Source organism: Nocardia sp. NPDC050406 (genome assembly GCF_044459025.1).
Taxonomy (GTDB): Bacteria; Actinomycetota; Actinomycetes; order Mycobacteriales; family Mycobacteriaceae; genus Nocardia.
On record NZ_JBITIM010000002.1, the window covers coordinates 1,968,720 to 1,984,628 of the forward strand.

The window sequence follows — 15,909 nt, forward strand, 5'->3', positions numbered from 1 at the left end:
CGGATACCCGCTATCGCGGCGGGAATCGCTGCGTCAGCCAGCCGGTGATGTACTCCAGAACCGAGGGATCCATGGTGGTTTCGATGCCCGCGTACTCGTCGGGCGTGCCCTTGTCGGCGGGTTGCATGAGATGGTTCAACCCCTCGAAGGTGTGCACCGTGGCATCCGGGTCGGCGGCCAGCAGCGCCCGCATCGGCCCCTCGTTCTGCGCCGCCGGAACCTGCAGATCCTTGCCGCCGAACAAGGCCAGCACCGGCATCCGCAGCGCCGAAAGCGCCGGGGCGGGATCGTAATTCAACAGCGCCGCCATATACGGGCTGGAGAGCTCGTCGAGCGCCTCGGCCGGGGCGCGCTGATCCGGCGGCAGCGCGTTGTTGTTCCTCGCGACGTAGTCGTTGGCGGCCGGGAGATCACCGATATTCAGGAACGACACCAGCCCCGAGAGGAATCCGATCTGATCGCTGATCTCGTCGGGCGTCGCACCCCGCGCCCGCAGGATCAGGTCGTTCTGCTCCAGCAGCACCTCGGACCCCGGCACCGACGGCCCCGCGATGAGCACCGCGAACGCCACCCCGCTGTCCGGCCGCGCGGCCAACCGCGGCGCGAGATACCCGCCCTCACTGTGACCGAGCAACCCGATCCGCGCCCCGTCGATCTCCGGACGGGTCCGCAGGAAGTTCATTCCCGCCGCGATATCGTCGGTGAGCTGCATGTATGTGGCGTGTTCGAGATTGCCGCCGGTCCCGCCGACGCCACGGTCATCGGTGCGCAACACCGCGAAACCAGCCCGCGTCAACGTGTCGGCCAACAGCAGAAACGGCTTGTGCCCCAAGATGTTCTCATTGCGATCCTGCGGCCCGCTCCCGGTCACCAGCACCACGGTCGGATGCGGCCCAGCCCCATTCGGAATGGTCAACGTTCCCGCGATGGTGATGTCCCCGCTCGGATACGACACGTCCTCCGACTTGTACGGATAAGGCGGCCGCGGTTCCTGCGGCCGCGGCGGCCAGGCCACCAGCCCACGCGTCAGCGTCAGCGGCGCGGTCTGCCCGCCCTGCGTGAAGTCCCCGCGAATGGTGTCGCTGTCCCGGTCGTAGTGCCCCCGGAAACTGGGCTCGCCCGGAATTTTGGGAATCGTGAAGGCCAACGTCTCCGGATGACTGTTCACCCCCGTGAGCGCCATCGACGCGATGTTCTGCGCCGGAATATCGATCCGGGCCTTGCCGTCATTGGCGAAGTTGACCCCCACCGCCAGTGCCTGACCTGGCATTTCGATATTCCCGTGCCAGTCGCCCAGCACCCGCGACGGCGCACTGGGCGCTTGCGTGCGTGAACAGGCACTCGCCACCAAGGCGAGTACGACCGACAGAATCAGCACCAGCGACCGCATCGCGCGCATATCCCCAGAGTAGGCAGTCCGGCACCGTCTACACCTCGGTCACGGCGCGATCACCGCCCGGCCACGCTCGGTAACCACTCGGCACCGCCCCATAACGCTCCCGAATCGTTCGTTGCCGATACGAGGTGTCACTCGTACCGTGGACCTGTGAGCAATGTCGCTTCCCCCTCGGGTTCCGTGGACCTTCCAGCCGGTGTCGGCGGATACAGCACCGCCGAATTCGCCCCGCTGGTACGAACTTTCGCCCGCGTCATGGGCACACGAGCAGGAGCCGGGGGAGCGCTGGCCGTACATCGCCACGGCGAAACCCTCGTCGATATCTGGGCCGGTGACGCCGGTGCCGCCGGAACGTGGGGCCCGGATACCGGCAGCATCGTGTTCTCGGCGACCAAAGGCATTGCGGCCACGGTGATTCACCGCCTCGCCGACCGCGGCCTCATCGACTACGACGCGCCGGTCGCCGAATTCTGGCCGGAGTTCGGCGCGAACGGCAAGGATCGAATCACGGTGCGGCAGATGCTGTCCCACCGCGCCGGACTGTCCGGCCTGCCGCTCATCGCGCGCGGCCTCGACGATATTCTCGACCATCGTCTGATGGAGGAGCGCCTCGCCGCCGCGAAACCCGATCGGCTGCTGGGCATTCCGACCTATCACGCACTCACCTTCGGCTGGCTGTGCGCCGGTCTGGCCCGCGCGGTCACCGGCAGAGGTATGGCGGAGCTGTTCCGCACCGAGATCTCCGAACCCCTCGGCACCAACGGTATTCACCTCGGCCGCCCGCTCGCCGGATCGTCCACCCGGGTCGCGAGTTTCGCGGGCAACCGCCTCGAACTGGTCGGCGCGCCCTACGCCGCCATGTTCCTCGGCCGCGCCTACGGCATTCCGGGAGCCGCCGGTGCCGCCGCCCGCGCCCTGTTCCTGCCCGGCCTGGAAGTGCTGCTCGACGGCGACAATCCGCCCATTCTCGAGACCGAGCTGGGCGCGGGCAACGGCGTCTGCACCGCCTCGGGCCTGGCCACCCTCTACGGCGCGCTCGCCAACGAGGGCATGGTCAACGGCCACCGCTTCCTGTCCCCGAAGACCGTCAAGGCGGTGCGCAAGGTCGAGAGCTACCGGCTCGACCACGCCCTGTTCTACATTCCGATGCTCTGGCACATGGGCTATCACTCGCTGCCCATGCCGGGCGCACGCGCCGGACTCGGCCATATCGGACTGGGAGGCTCCTTCGGCTGGGCCGACCCCCGCTCCGGACTGTCGGTGGGATTCGTGCACAACAGACTCGGCGTGAACACCCTGTCCGCCGATCAGATGGCGTCGGCGTGGGTGCTGCCGCTGGCGGTGCGCGGCGCTCGAGCCGCGCGCCGCGCTCCGGCCGCCATCACCCCGCGCGCGGCCTGACGCCCGTGTCGCCCGACGACGAACTGGCGAGCGGATCGGACGGTCGCCCCCTGCACCGCCTGGTCCGCGCCAGCTGTTCCGGGACGCGGTGACCCCCTGCGCCTTGCCGTCCCGGAACTCGCACCCCCCGCGTCCGAACCGCGGGGGGTGCGGCATTTCCACCGGAAATCCCATGCGTAGTGGGCATTTCCGTGACCTTCACCACGACACGCCGGACGCGGCACGCCGTCGGTCGAGTTGATCGACGTGGCCTTTCCCGCCGACCCGGAGTGGCACTTGGTCATCTGTCGGTGCCGACGCTTACGATGTCTGCCGTGCCGGGATCATTCGTCCATCTTCATAACCACACCGAGTACTCGATGCTTGACGGCGCGGCGAAGATCACGCCTCTGTTCAAAGAGGCGCAGCGGCTGGGGATGAGCGCCGTCGGCATGACCGACCACGGCAATATGTACGGCGCCTCCGAGTTCTACAACTCGGCCAAGAAGCAGGGCATCAAGCCGATCATCGGCATCGAGGCCTATATCGCGCCCGAATCCCGCTTCAACACCAAGCGCGTGCAGTGGGGCGACCCGTCGCAGAAGAGCGACGACGTGTCCGGCTCCGGCGCCTACACCCATATGACCATGGTCGCCGAGAACGCGACCGGCCTGCGCAACCTGTTCAAGCTCTCGTCGCTGGCCTCCATCGAGGGCCAGCTCGGCAAGTGGGCGCGAATGGACGCCGACATCATCGCCGAACACGCCGCGGGCATCATCGCCACCACCGGCTGCCCCTCCGGCGAGGTGCAGACCCGCCTGCGTCTCGGCCAGGAGCGCGAGGCCCTCGAGGCGGCGGCCAAGTGGCAGGAGATCTTCGGCCCGGAGAACTTCTTCCTCGAGATCATGGACCACGGCCTGTCCATCGAGCGCCGGGTGCGCGAGGGCCTGCTCATGGTCGGCAAGAAGCTCGGCATTCCGCCGCTGGCCACCAACGACTGCCACTATGTGCACGAGTCGGATTCGGCCAACCACGAGGCGCTGCTCTGCATCCAGACCGGCAAGACCCTCTCCGATCCGACCCGCTTCAAATTCGACGGTTCGGGCTACTACCTGAAGTCCGCCGAGGAGATGCGCGCCCTTTGGGACGCGGAAGTGCCTGGGGCCTGCGACAATACGGTGCTCATCGGCGAACGTGTGCAGTCCTACGACGAGGTCTGGGCGCACCGCGACCGCATGCCGGTCTTCCCGGTGCCCGAGGGGGAGACCCAGGCCAGCTGGCTGCGCAAGGAGGTCTTCGCGGGCCTGGACCGCCGCTTCCCGAACGGCGTACCCGACGAGTACGTGCGCCGCGCCGACTTCGAACTCGACGTCATCATCGAGATGGGCTTCCCGGCCTACTTCCTCGTCGTCGGTGACCTCATCACCTACGCCCGCTCGGTCGGCATCAATGTCGGCCCGGGCCGTGGTTCCGCGGCCGGTTCGCTGGTCGCCTACGCCATGGGCATCACGAATATCGACCCGATCCCGCACGGGCTGCTGTTCGAGCGCTTCCTCAATCCCGAGCGCGTCTCCATGCCCGATATCGATATCGACTTCGACGATCGTCGTCGCGGTGAGATGGTCCGCTACGCCACCGACAAGTGGGGTAGCGACCGGGTCGCCCAGGTGATCACCTTCGGCACCATCAAAACCAAGGCCGCCCTGAAGGATTCGGCCCGCGTCCAGTTCGGTCAGCCCGGTTTCGCCATCGCCGACCAGATCTCCAAGGCGCTGCCGCCGCCGATCATGGCCAAGGACATTCCGCTCTCGGGCATCATGGATCCCGAGCACGAGCGGTACAAAGAGGCCGCCGAGGTCCGGGAGCTCATCAACACCAACCCGGATGTCAACAAGATCTACGAGACCGCGCGCGGCCTCGAGGGCCTGATCCGCAATGCCGGTGTGCACGCCTGCGCGGTCATCATGTCCAGCGAGCCGCTCATGGACGCCATCCCGGTGTGGAAGCGCGCCCAGGACGGCGCGATCATCACCGGCTGGGACTACCCCTCCTGTGAGGCCATCGGCCTGCTGAAGATGGACTTCCTGGGCCTGCGCAACCTCACCGTCATCGGTGACGCGCTGGTCAATATCAAGAACAACCGCGGTATCGAACTCGACCTCGACACCTTGCCGCTGGAGGACAAGGCCACCTACGAATTGCTCGCGCGCGGAGACACTCTCGGTGTCTTCCAGCTCGACGGTGGCGCCATGCGCGACCTGCTGCGCCGCATGATCCCGACCGGCTTCGAGGATATCGTCGCCGTGCTCGCGCTGTACCGCCCCGGCCCCATGGGCATGAACGCCCACAACGACTACGCCGACCGCAAAAACGGGCGGCAAGAGGTCAAACCCATCCATCCGGAGCTCGAGGAGCCCCTGAAGGACATTCTGCGCGATACCTACGGCCTGATCGTGTATCAGGAGCAGATCATGCAGATCGCGCAGAAGGTGGCCGGGTACTCGCTCGGCCGAGCCGATATTCTGCGCCGCGCCATGGGCAAGAAGAAGGCCGAGGTGCTCGAGGCGGAGTTCGAGGGCTTCGAGAAGGGCATGTTGGAGAACGGTTTCTCCAAGCCCGCCATCAAGGCGCTGTGGGACACGATTCTCCCGTTCGCCGGTTACGCGTTCAACAAATCGCACGCCGCGGGCTACGGCCTGGTGTCGTTCTGGACCGCCTACCTCAAGGCGAACTACCCCGCCGAGTACATGGCCGGTCTGCTCACCTCCGTCGGTGACGACAAGGACAAGGCCGCCGTCTATCTGGCCGACTGCCGCCGCCTCGGCATCCAGGTGCTGCCGCCCGACGTCAACGAGTCCGAACTCGAATTCGCCTCGGTGGGCAACGACATTCGCTTCGGTATGGGCGCGGTGCGCAATGTGGGCGCGAACGTGGTGGCCTCGATCATCGCGGCGCGCAAGGAGAAGTCGAAGTTCACCGACTTCTCCGACTACCTCAACAAGATCGACGCGGTGGCCTGCTCCAAGAAGGTCACCGAATCGCTCATCAAGGCAGGCGCTTTCGATTCGCTCGGGCATCCGCGCAAGGGCCTGCTCATGGTGCACTCCGATGCCATCGACGCGGTCATGTCCACCAAGAAGGCCGAGGCCATCGGCCAGTTCGACCTGTTCGGCGGGCTCGACGACGGCGACGACTCCATTGCCAGCGTCTTCAATGTGAAGGTCCCCGACGAGGAGTGGGAGACCAAGCACAAACTCGCTCTCGAGCGCGAGATGTTGGGCCTGTACGTGTCCGGGCATCCGCTCAACGGCGTCGAGCATGTCCTTGCCGCACAGTCGGATACGCCGATTCCGGCCATTCTGGAAGGCGATGTCAAGGACGGCGCGCAGGTCACCATCGGCGGCATCTTCGCCAATGTCACCCGCCGCGTGAACAAGAACGGCCTGCCCTGGGCGTCGGCGCAATTGGAGGATCTCACCGGTGGTATCGAGGTGCTGTTCTTCCCGCAGTCGTACTCGGTCTTCGGCATGGATGTCACCGAGGATGCCATCGTCCTGGTGAAGGCCCGCGTCTCCGCCCGCGACGACCGCGTCTCGCTCATCGCCAACGACCTTGTGGTGCCGGATCTTTCGGCGGTCGGCGTGGACAAGCCGCTCTCGGTCACCATTCCGACGCGACTGTGCACCCCCGACAAGATCAGCGCGCTCAAGCGCGTGCTGTCCAGCCATCCGGGCACCGCGAATGTGCATATCCGCCATGTCGGCTCGCGTGAGCGCACCACGCTGCTCAAGGTGGCCGACAATCTGCGGGTCTCGCCGTCCTCGGCGCTCATGGGCGATCTGAAGGCGCTGCTGGGGCCGGGCTGCCTGGCGGGCTGAGCCGCGTCGCTACAACCAGGTCGGGTCGCCGAACACCCCGCCCGAATCGTCGACCAGCGGCGACTTGACCTGCATATAGGCGTAGCTGCGGATGGACACCGGTCCGGTGCAGGCATTGACGATGACATGGAAATCGCGGGTGATGGCCCATGCGGTATCGCCCGCGACGACCTGCTTCTCGGCGAGCTTCACCTCTTTGACCTCGCCGGGACCCAGCGTCGCGGTGATCACCGGGGCCACATAGGTCTGAAAACCGTCCATACCGCTGAACGGCGACCCCGGAAGCTCGTCGGGCAGCACGTCATCGGGGTAGATATTGGGCGTCAGGCCCAAGGTGCCGTTGTTCCAATTGACCGCGCACCCGACGTGATACCCCGCGACCAGCGTCCCGACCGCGCCGCCGTCGATACGTCCGTAGAAGGTATTGCTGACCAACGCCTCTCGGGTGGTCCCCACCTGGTTCAGCGGCGGAATCCGATTGACCGACTCGTCCTTGTGCCCGACGGTGAAGCTGCCGATCGGGGAGTTGAAGACGCGCTCGTGCGGGGACAGCGCTTCGATCTCCGCGTGCGCCGCGGGGACACCGAGTAGGGCGGTGCCGGTGAGGGCGAGACACACGATCCCGAATCTTGCGGCCACTCACCGAAATGTAGTAGCCGACATGCATCAATCCAGGTAGGACACGCGGACGGGCGGGGTGGCGCTCAGCCGCGGGCGAGGCCGATGAGCCAGCGGACGCTCGCGACGGCGGCCGCGGCGAGCACGGCGGTCTGCAGCGATCCGGTGATGAGTGCGAGCACCAGGCCGGTCACGAGCGCGACCGCGAGGGCCTCGAGCTTGAACACCGGCCACGCCGTGCCCGCGATATCCACCGTGGTGGAGCGGGGCGCGGTGACCTGCGTTGGGTGAACCACTGCCATGAACACAGGCTACCCGCAGTCCAGAAGTTCGGTCCAGCGAACTTTCTGTCGGGAACATAACAGGGACGGGAACAATACGAAGGCTCGGACTGTTGGCTTCGGCATGCCACTAACCGGAGAGTACGAACCGAGCACCTCGGATTGGGCGCGCGAGCAGGCCGAGAAGTACGAGGCATCCAACGGCGCCGAAGCTAACACCATGCAGGGCAAGCCGATCATTCTGCTCACCACGCGTGGGGCGAAGACCGGCAAACTCCGCAAGACCGCGCTCATGCGCGTCGAGCACAATGGCGAATACGCCGTGGTCGCCTCGCTGGGCGGCGCTCCCAAGCATCCCGTCTGGTACTGGAACATCAAGGCCGACCCGCATGTGGAGCTGCGCGACGGCGCGGTGGTCAAGGATTACACCGCCCGTGAGGTCACCGGCGAGGAGCGCGATATCTGGTGGAAGCGCGCCGCCGAGGTCTGGCCGGACTACAACGAGTACGTCAAGAAGACCGATCGCGTCATCCCGGTCTTCGTTCTCACTCCCCAGTAACTGTCCCCGACCCGTTCCGGCGACCGGCATCCGCCGGTCGCCGGAACCTTGCTGACCGCCCCCGGCTAGGCTGTTCGGGTGTCTGATCCGCTTGTTGTCGCTGAGAAAGTGTCCGGTCCGCTGCCCGAACTGACGGCGGACGAGATCGATGCGGCCGCGAAGCGAATTTCCGACATTATCGAGCCGACGCCGCTGCAACGGATCGCGCGGCTGTCGGCGGCGACGGGTGCCGAGGTCTACCTCAAGCGTGAGGACCTGACGGCGGTGCGCTCGTACAAGCTGCGGGGCGCCTACAACCTGATCGTGCAGCTGACCGCCGCGGAACGCGCGGCCGGTGTGGTCGCCGCCAGCGCCGGAAACCACGCGCAGGGCGTGGCTTTCGCGTGCAAGGCGATGGGCATCAAGGGCCGCATCTACGTGCCGACCACCACCCCGAAGCAGAAGCGCGACCGAATCCGCGCGCACGGCGGCGAATTCGTGCAGCTCATCGCCATCGGCGATACCTACGACGCGGCCGCGGCGGCCGCCGTCGAGGATGTCACCCGTACCGGCGCGACCATGGTGCCGCCCTTCGACGATCCGCGCACCGCGGCCGGACAGGGCACCATCGCCGCCGAATTCCTGGAACAGCTCGACCGCGCCCCCGATCTCGTGGTGGTGCCGGTGGGCGGCGGTGGCTGCCTCGCCGGAATCGGCACCTACCTGCGCGAGCGCTCCCCGCACACCAAGCTGCTGGGTGTGGAACCGGCCGGTGCGGCCTCCATGACCGCCGCACTGGTGGCGGGCGGTCCGGTGACGCTGCCGGAGATCGACCCGTTCGTGGACGGCGCGGCGGTGCGGCGCATCGGCGCGGTGCCCTATCAGGCGGTCTCGCGCTTCGGCGGTCAGGTGCGCTCACACGCCTCGCTGCCGCTGCTGACCAGTACCGAATCCGTCTCCGGCACAGCGGCTTTCCGTATGATGCACGTCGACGAGGGCGCCATCTGCACCACCATGCTGGAGCTCTACCAGAACGAGGGCATTGTCGCCGAACCCGCTGGCGCGCTGTCGGTCTCGGCGCTGTCGGTGCTCGATATCGAACCCGGCTCCACCGTGGTGTGCCTGCTCTCGGGCGGTAACAACGATGTCTCCCGGTACGGCGAGGTGATCGAGCGTTCGCTGGTGCACCAGGGCCTGAAACACTATTTCCTGGTGGACTTTCCGCAGGAGCCGGGCGCGCTGCGGCGCTTCCTGGACGAGGTACTCGGTCCGGAGGACGACATCACCCTGTTCGAGTACGTCAAGCGCAACAACCGGGAAACCGGTGCGGCGCTGGTCGGTATCGAGCTGGGGTCGCCGGATGGGTTGGGGCCGTTGCTGAAACGCATGGAGGCCTCGCCGATCCAGGGTGAGCGCCTGGAGCCCGGCACCCCGGCGTACCGCTACCTGACCTGAGCTGCCCCGCGACTGAGATACCAAGGCCCCGAGTCGATTACGGCTCGGGGCCTTGTGCGCGCAGGCAGTATCCGCTGCCCACCGCCTGCACCAGGCGGGGTGAGCCGAGTTTGCGCTGTAGCCGCGCGATCATCTCGTCCACCTCCTCCGGACCCTCGCAGTGGTCGGCCATCTCGCCACGGTCGACGGTGCCGCCCGCGCGCGTGGCCAGGGTGTCGAGGACCTCGAATTCCCGCGTGGAGAGCGTGAGCAGTATGCCGCCGCGGCGCACCCTGCCGCGCAGCCGGTCCACCACCAGATCGCCGACGGTGATGACGGGGGAGGGCCGGGGCGGACGAGACCGCCGCCCGCGCACCCGGCCCGCGATTTCCTCGAGCACCCGCCTGCTCGTCGACTCCTGCGCCATATGCCTCACGGTGACAGGCGATTCGTGAACAAATCATGAGCGATCGCGAATCGGCCTCCGGGCGTTAACGCCGTCGCGCAGAATGTGAGCGGTTCTCGCTCGGCGGTTAACGGCACAATGCCGCCGCGTCGATGAATTCGAGTAGTGCGCTACGCACGAAACCGAAGAACCTGGGGCGGAGGATCGGTTCATGAAACGACTCATTGTGTGCTGTGACGGCACGTGGAAGGCCGAGTCGGACGCGACGGTCTCCAATATCGTGAAAATCGCGCAGACGGTGCGCATGGCGGGGACCGACGGCAATGGCCGCATTGTCGGTCAGCGCGTGTTCTATGTTTCCGGGCCCGGGGCGCGCGGATTCACCACCGACCGTTTCCTCGGTGGGGCGTTCGGCCTCGGCCTGGAAGCCAATCTCTGGTCGGCGTACTGGCAGGTGGCGACGAACTGGGAGCCGGGCGACGAGATCTACATCTTCGGTTTCAGTCGCGGCGCGTTCACCGCCCGCAGCCTGGCGGGAATGATCCATCGGCTCGGCATCATGACCTATCAGGCCATGATCTGCGGCCACTACAAGGACGCGCAGCGAATCTACCGCCAGCGCAAGAAGCACGTCGATGATCCGGATCCGACGGAATGGGTGGAATTCCGGAAGAACCACAGCCATCCGGAGCGCCCGAAAATCAACTTCCTCGGCGTGTTCGACACCGTCGGGGCAATGGGCATTCCGGGTATCACCGCTTGGCGGCACCGTTTCCACGATGTGCGCCTGTCCAGCACCGTGCACTGCGCCCGGCAGGCCCTCGCCATCGACGAGCGCCGCCGCGCGTTCGAGCCCTGCCTGTGGGAGGTGCCGGTCGAGATCAACGAGAAGTACCGGCGCACCGACCGCGTGAAACAGGTGTGGTTCGAGGGGGTGCACAGTGATATCGGCGGCGGCTACCCGGAGTGCGGGCTGGCCGACACGACGCTGCGCTGGATGGTCGCCGAGGCCGAGCGCGAGGGGCTGCAGTTCGACCACGAGAAGTTGAAGATCCTCATGGGGCTGTGCCCGCCGCAGGAACACGAGAAGCGGCACAATTCCCTGAAGATCGGCTTCCGAATCCTGAACTTCGTTCGCCTGCTGCGCAATCCGCGCAGCCCGCGCTTCTTCTGGGATTCCTGGCGCAAACTGCTCGAGAGCAACGACCACAGCGTGTACTTCGCCTCGACGGTGCGGGTCGGCGACGGCTACACCCCCGCCAACCTGCGCCGCTGGTTCGACCGGAACGCGCTGTCCGGCAAGGGGATTCCGGAGCACCTCATCGAGCCCATCGCGCCCACCACCGCGCTCGACGAGGCACACACCCCCGCCGTGACCGGCGGTGCGGGCGAGGTGATCTCGGGGTTCATGGCGACCGAGAGCGTCGCCGAATCGGTCGCCTAGCGCACCAGCAGCGCCACCGGTAGCCGCGCGAACAGTTTCTCCATGCGCGCGCGGCCCGAGAAGGTGTGACCGGTGAGGCGGTCGGTCCAATCGCCCTGAGGCAGGTCGAGAACCGTATCGGCCCAGCCGGTTTCGGCGAGCCCGACACTGTGGCGGGTGGCCGCGACAATGACCTCGGGGGATTCGCCGAGCCGCCCTCGGGCATAGGAGACCAGGTGCGCCGCGTGGTCGCCGCTGGCGAACAGCGGAGTGTAGGTGCCGCCGACGAAGCAGTCGGGCCGTTCGCGGCGCAGCCACAGCGCGTAGGCGACGATCCACATCTTCGCCGCGCCCGACGGGTCGAGTTCCGGTGTGCCGGTGAGCGATTGCAGCAGCAGATTGCGGTGGGTGAAGTCGACCGGGCGGCGATTGTCCGGGTCGACTAGGGAGTCCTCCCACAGTTCGCAGCCCTGGTAGACGTCCGGGATCCCCGGACCGCACAGTTGCAGCAGCTTCTGGGCGAGGCTGTCGGACCAGGCGTGCGGGGCGAGATCGGCGACCAGTTCGGCGAGTTCGACCCCGACCGGGCCGTCGATGACGGTGTCGATCCAGGTGTGCACCGACTGCTCGAACTCGATATCGGGCTCCTCCCACGAGGACCGGATGCCCGCCTCGCGAATCGCCTTCTCCGCGAACAGATGCACCCGGTCGCGCAGTCCGGGCACGGCGGCGGCCGGGCGGCCGTCGGCGGGCCAGATGCCGAACATGTTCTGCAACAGCAACAGGGTGGTCGCACCGTCGGGTCCGGGGGCGATGTCGTTCCAGGCGGTGACGGCCTGCGCCCAGGTCTCGGCCACCTGCGAGAGCACGCCGATGCGGGCGCGCACATCCTCGCCGCGCTTGGTGTCGTGGGTGGACAGCGTGGTCAGGGTGGCGGGCCAGCGCGCCGCGCGTTCGGCATTGGCGAGGTGGAATTCGATGGGCGAGCAGCCGAATCGCATGGGGTCGGCGCCCATCTCCTGCAGCGACACCAGCCGCACCGCGCGGTAGAACATGGTGTCCTCCACGGCTTTGGCGGTCATGGCCCCGCCCACCTGGTGGAAGCGGGTGGCGGCCTCCCCGCCGACGGCGAGCGCGGTCACCAACACCTGCAGCGGCGCGGTGAGTTCGCTGTTGCGCCGCGCCACCTCGGCCACGACCGCGCCGACGGTTCCGGCCAGCGGCGCGTAGTCGGTGCGGTACACCGGCATATGTGACAGCACCTCGATGGTGGCGTTGGTGAGCGCCATGGTGTCGCAGGTCTGCGAGCGCGCGTCGCGTTTGAGCGCGGCGACCAGACGGCGCACCTCGGGCACCAACATGGTCTCGGCCACCGCGCGTTTGATGCGGTGTTCCTGTTCGCCGAACCAGGCGTGATCGCTGCCGTGCCCGGCGAACTCCCAGGACAGTTCGGTGAGCGCCCGTTCCCCGGCCGGATCGAGCAGTACCCCGCCCAATTCGGCGAGGGCGTCGTAGCCGGTGGTGCCGTCGATGGGCAGGGTGGCGTCGAGGGGTTCCCGTTCGGCGAGCACCTTCTCCACGATGAGCAGCCGCTGCGGGCCGATGAGCCGCCGCAGCCGCCGCAGATACGCGGCGGGCCGGGCCAAGCCGTCCGGGTGGTCCACTCGCACACCGTCGATGAGGTCGTGTTCGCACCAGGCGGCCAGTTCGCGGTGGGTGGCGTCGAAGACGGCGGGCTCCTCCTGCCGGATGGCCGCCAGCCCGCCGACGGTGAAGTAGCGCCGGTACCCGCACAGTCCGGACTTCCAGCTCACCAGTCGGTAGTGCTGTTTGTCGTGAATGCGCAGCGCGTTCTCGCCCTCGGTGCCGGGCGCGATGGGGAAGCGCAGATCGTGCAGGGCCAGCATGGGTTCGGGTCCGGATCGGTCCACGGTGAGCGCGGCGGGATCGTTCTCCCCGGTCAGCACCGGCAGCGCGATGCGCCCGCCCGCGCCGTTGCCGCTGCTCCAGTCGATATCGAAGAAGTGCGCGTACGGCGATTTCTGACCGTTGCGCAGTACGTCCCACCACCACGGGTTCTGGCGCGGGTCGGCGACGCCGACGTGGTTGGGCACCAGATCCACGATCAGGCCCATCCCGCGGCCGCGCACCTCGTCGGAGAGCGCCTTGAATCCGGCCGGTCCGCCCAGTGCCGCGGAGACCGTGGTCGGGTCGGTGACGTCGTAGCCGTGCGTGGAGCCGTGCGCGGCGGTGAGGATCGGGGACAGGTACAGGTGCGAAATCCCCAGCTGTTGCAGGTATTCGGCGATGGCGCGGGCGTCGGCGAAGGTCAGCGCGTCCGGCCGCAGCTGTAACCGGTAGGTGCTGCGCACGGGGATCTGACGCGCGATGGCGTCGGTGCGGTGTTCGGGGAGGCTGGTCATGGCGGTATCGATCATGCAGTACGGCGGAGGACGAGCAGGCAGCGTGCGGGGACTTCGACGGTGGACAGGGCATGGTAGGTGCGGTCGGTGCCGACCCCGGTAGGAGTCGAACAGTCAAGGGCCACAGTCCATTCGGAGCCGTGGTCGGCATCCGGCAGGGTGTAGCCGAGGGTGTTGTCGTGTGCGTTGAAGCACAGCAGGAACGAGTCGTCGACAATGCGTTCGCCGCGCGGTCCGGGTTCGGCGATGGCGTCGCCGTTGAGGAAGACGGTGAGCGAGCGCCCGAACCCGTTGTCCCAGTCGGCGGCGGTCATCTCCGCGCCCTCCGGGGTGAACCAGGCGATATCGCCGGGGCGGTCGTGGTCGGGGGAGGGGCGGCCGTCGAAGAACCGCCGCCGCCGGAACACCGGGTGTTCGGTGCGCAGCGCCACCGCGCGGCGGGTGAATTCCAGCAGATCGGCATTCGTGCGCATGAGCGACCAATCCATCCAGGACAGCTCGGAGTCCTGGCAGTAGGCGTTGTTGTTGCCGTGCTGGGTGCGCCCGAACTCGTCGCCGTGCAACAGCATCGGGGTGCCTTGGGACAGCAGCAGGGTGGCGAGCAGATTGCGCTGCTGGCGGGTGCGCAGGGCCTGGATCTCCGGATCGTCGGTGGGGCCTTCGACACCGCAGTTCCAGGAGCGGTTGTAGGTTTCGCCGTCGCGATTGTCCTCGCCGTTGGCGTCGTTGTGTTTGTCGTTGTAGGACACCAGATCCGCGAGGGTGAACCCGTCGTGGGCGGTGACGAAGTTGATGGATGCGCCCGGGCGGCGACCGGTGGTCTCGTAGAGGTCCGAGGAGCCGGTGAGCCGAGAGGCGAACTCGCCCAAAGTGGCTGGCTGTCCGCGCCAGTAATCGCGCACGGTGTCACGGTATTTGCCGTTCCACTCGGTCCACAGCACCGGGAAATTGCCGACCTGGTAGCCGCCCTCGCCGACATCCCAGGGTTCGGCGATGAGTTTCACCTGACTCACCACCGGGTCCTGGTGCACCAGGTCGAAGAAGGTGGAAAGCCGGTCCACATCGTGCAATTCGCGGGCCAGGGTGGCGGCCAGATCGAAGCGGAAACCGTCGACGTGCATATCGAGGACCCAGTAGCGCAGCGAATCCATGATCAGCTGCAAGGTGTGCGGATGGCGCACGTTCAGACTGTTGCCGGTGCCGGTGTAATCCATGTAGTGGCGCGGATCGTCGTCGACCAGACGGTAGTACGCGGCATTGTCGATTCCCCGGAAGCAGATGGTGGGGCCGAATTCATTGCCCTCGGCGGTGTGGTTGTAGACCACATCGAGAATCACCTCGATACCGGCGGTGTGCAGGGCGCGCACCATGGCCTTGAATTCGGTGACCGCCGCGCCCGGTGCTGGATTGGCGGCGTATTCGTGGTGCGGGGCCAGGTATCCGAAACTGTTGTAGCCCCAGTAGTTCCGCAGGCCGCGATCGAGCAGGACCCGGTCCTGGAGGAACTGGTGCACCGGCATGAGTTCGACCGCCGTCACGCCGAGTGCGAGCAGATGGTCGATGATCGCCGGATGCGCCATGCCCGCGTAGGTGCCGCGCAGTTCGCGCGGCACATCGGGGTGGGTGATGGTCATGCCCTTGACGTGCGCCTCGTAGATGACCGTCTCGTGGTACGGCCGTTTCGGCGCGCGGTCGTCGGCCCAATCGAAGTACGGATTGATGACCACGCTCGTCATGGTGTGCCCGAGCGATTCCGAACCCGGCGTATACGGTGCGGGATCGCTGCCGAAATGCCCGTCGAATGCCTTTCCGTACGGATCGAGCAGCAGTTTGCTCGCGTCGCAGCGCAATCCGCGTTCGGGTGCGAACGGGCCGTGCACCCGAAACCCGTATCGCTGTCCGGGCGCGACGGCGGGCACGTAGGCGTGCCACACATAGCCGTCCACCTCGTCGAGGGGTATGCGCTGCTCGCGATCGTCGTCGTCGAGCAGGCACAATTCGACCCGTTCGGCCACTTCGGAGAAGAGCGAGAAATTGGTCCCGACCCCGTCGTAGGTCGCCCCCAGCGGATACGCGGCGCCCGGCCACACGCCGAGCGGCGTCAGCTCCGGGGTCGCGGGGGACGAAGGCAT

General features: G+C 67.0%; 11 protein-coding genes. 5 read left to right on the forward strand and 6 right to left on the reverse strand.

From position 1 onward, the window contains the following. Positions 1 to 10: 10 nt before the first annotated feature. The gene (locus ACIBH2_RS22355) at positions 11 to 1,399 is read right to left on the reverse strand and encodes an alpha/beta hydrolase family protein (protein ID WP_397120275.1); all 1,389 of its coding nucleotides are present in this window, start codon (positions 1,397 to 1,399) and stop codon (positions 11 to 13) included. 147 nt (positions 1,400 to 1,546) lie between these two features. Between ACIBH2_RS22355 and ACIBH2_RS22360 the strand changes: the two genes are divergently transcribed. Further along, positions 1,547 to 2,797: a serine hydrolase domain-containing protein gene (locus ACIBH2_RS22360; RefSeq protein ID WP_397120277.1), complete on the forward strand. Its 1,251-nt coding sequence runs from the start codon at positions 1,547 to 1,549 to the stop codon at positions 2,795 to 2,797. A 305-nt stretch (positions 2,798 to 3,102) separates the two neighbouring features. Next, positions 3,103 to 6,654 (forward strand): DNA polymerase III subunit alpha, encoded by a 3,552-nt coding sequence (gene dnaE / locus ACIBH2_RS22365; RefSeq protein WP_397120279.1) that lies wholly within the window; start codon positions 3,103 to 3,105, stop codon positions 6,652 to 6,654. Positions 6,655 to 6,663: 9 nt separating this feature from the next. Here dnaE and ACIBH2_RS22370 read toward each other — a convergent pair whose 3' ends face one another. Both ACIBH2_RS22370 and ACIBH2_RS22375 read right to left on the reverse strand, forming a co-directional pair. After that, positions 6,664 to 7,293 carry an MspA family porin gene (locus ACIBH2_RS22370; protein ID WP_397120281.1) on the reverse strand — a complete coding sequence of 210 codons (630 nt, stop codon included), beginning with the start codon at positions 7,291 to 7,293 and terminating at the stop codon, positions 6,664 to 6,666. Positions 7,294 to 7,358: 65 nt separating this feature from the next. Further along, positions 7,359 to 7,574 carry a hypothetical protein gene (locus ACIBH2_RS22375; protein ID WP_397120283.1) on the reverse strand — a complete coding sequence of 72 codons (216 nt, stop codon included), beginning with the start codon at positions 7,572 to 7,574 and terminating at the stop codon, positions 7,359 to 7,361. A 103-nt stretch (positions 7,575 to 7,677) separates the two neighbouring features. Between ACIBH2_RS22375 and ACIBH2_RS22380 the strand changes: the two genes are divergently transcribed. After that, positions 7,678 to 8,112 carry a nitroreductase family deazaflavin-dependent oxidoreductase gene (locus ACIBH2_RS22380; RefSeq protein WP_397120285.1) on the forward strand — a complete coding sequence of 145 codons (435 nt, stop codon included), beginning with the start codon at positions 7,678 to 7,680 and terminating at the stop codon, positions 8,110 to 8,112. Positions 8,113 to 8,190: 78 nt separating this feature from the next. Beyond that, complete coding sequence (ilvA, locus tag ACIBH2_RS22385; RefSeq protein ID WP_397120287.1) at positions 8,191 to 9,546, forward strand: threonine ammonia-lyase IlvA; 1,356 nt, start codon at positions 8,191 to 8,193, stop codon at positions 9,544 to 9,546. Between the two features lie 37 nt (positions 9,547 to 9,583). On the opposite strand, the gene ACIBH2_RS22390 is transcribed toward ilvA, so the two are convergent. Continuing rightward, a complete protein-coding gene (locus tag ACIBH2_RS22390) occupies positions 9,584 to 9,952 on the reverse strand; it encodes a winged helix-turn-helix domain-containing protein (RefSeq protein ID WP_397120289.1) in 369 nt (122 codons plus the stop codon). A gap of 190 nt (positions 9,953 to 10,142) precedes the next feature. Between ACIBH2_RS22390 and ACIBH2_RS22395 the strand changes: the two genes are divergently transcribed. Beyond that, positions 10,143 to 11,375 (forward strand): DUF2235 domain-containing protein, encoded by a 1,233-nt coding sequence (locus ACIBH2_RS22395; protein ID WP_397120291.1) that lies wholly within the window; start codon positions 10,143 to 10,145, stop codon positions 11,373 to 11,375. Here ACIBH2_RS22395 and treY read toward each other — a convergent pair. Both treY and glgX read right to left on the reverse strand, forming a co-directional pair. Further along, entirely contained in the window at positions 11,372 to 13,777 is a 2,406-nt protein-coding gene (treY, locus tag ACIBH2_RS22400) for a malto-oligosyltrehalose synthase (RefSeq protein ID WP_397120293.1), read from the reverse strand. The two genes, ACIBH2_RS22395 and treY, sit on opposite strands and share 4 nt — an antisense overlap. 11 nt (positions 13,778 to 13,788) lie before the next feature. Further along, positions 13,789 to 15,909: a glycogen debranching protein GlgX gene (gene glgX, locus ACIBH2_RS22405; protein WP_397120295.1), complete on the reverse strand. Its 2,121-nt coding sequence runs from the start codon at positions 15,907 to 15,909 to the stop codon at positions 13,789 to 13,791.

Coding starts and splice junctions, on each gene's coding strand:
- ACIBH2_RS22380 (WP_397120285.1), top strand. CDS start 7,678: ATGCCACTAACCGGAGAGTACGAACCGAGCACCTCGGATTGGGCGCGC.
- ACIBH2_RS22355 (WP_397120275.1), bottom strand. CDS start 1,399: ATGCGCGCGATGCGGTCGCTGGTGCTGATTCTGTCGGTCGTACTCGCC.
- ACIBH2_RS22395 (WP_397120291.1), top strand. CDS start 10,143: ATGAAACGACTCATTGTGTGCTGTGACGGCACGTGGAAGGCCGAGTCG.
- dnaE (WP_397120279.1), top strand. CDS start 3,103: ATGTCTGCCGTGCCGGGATCATTCGTCCATCTTCATAACCACACCGAG.
- ACIBH2_RS22390 (WP_397120289.1), bottom strand. CDS start 9,952: ATGGCGCAGGAGTCGACGAGCAGGCGGGTGCTCGAGGAAATCGCGGGC.
- treY (WP_397120293.1), bottom strand. CDS start 13,777: ATGACCAGCCTCCCCGAACACCGCACCGACGCCATCGCGCGTCAGATC.
- ACIBH2_RS22375 (WP_397120283.1), bottom strand. CDS start 7,574: ATGGCAGTGGTTCACCCAACGCAGGTCACCGCGCCCCGCTCCACCACG.
- glgX (WP_397120295.1), bottom strand. CDS start 15,909: ATGCCTTCGTCCCCCGCGACCCCGGAGCTGACGCCGCTCGGCGTGTGG.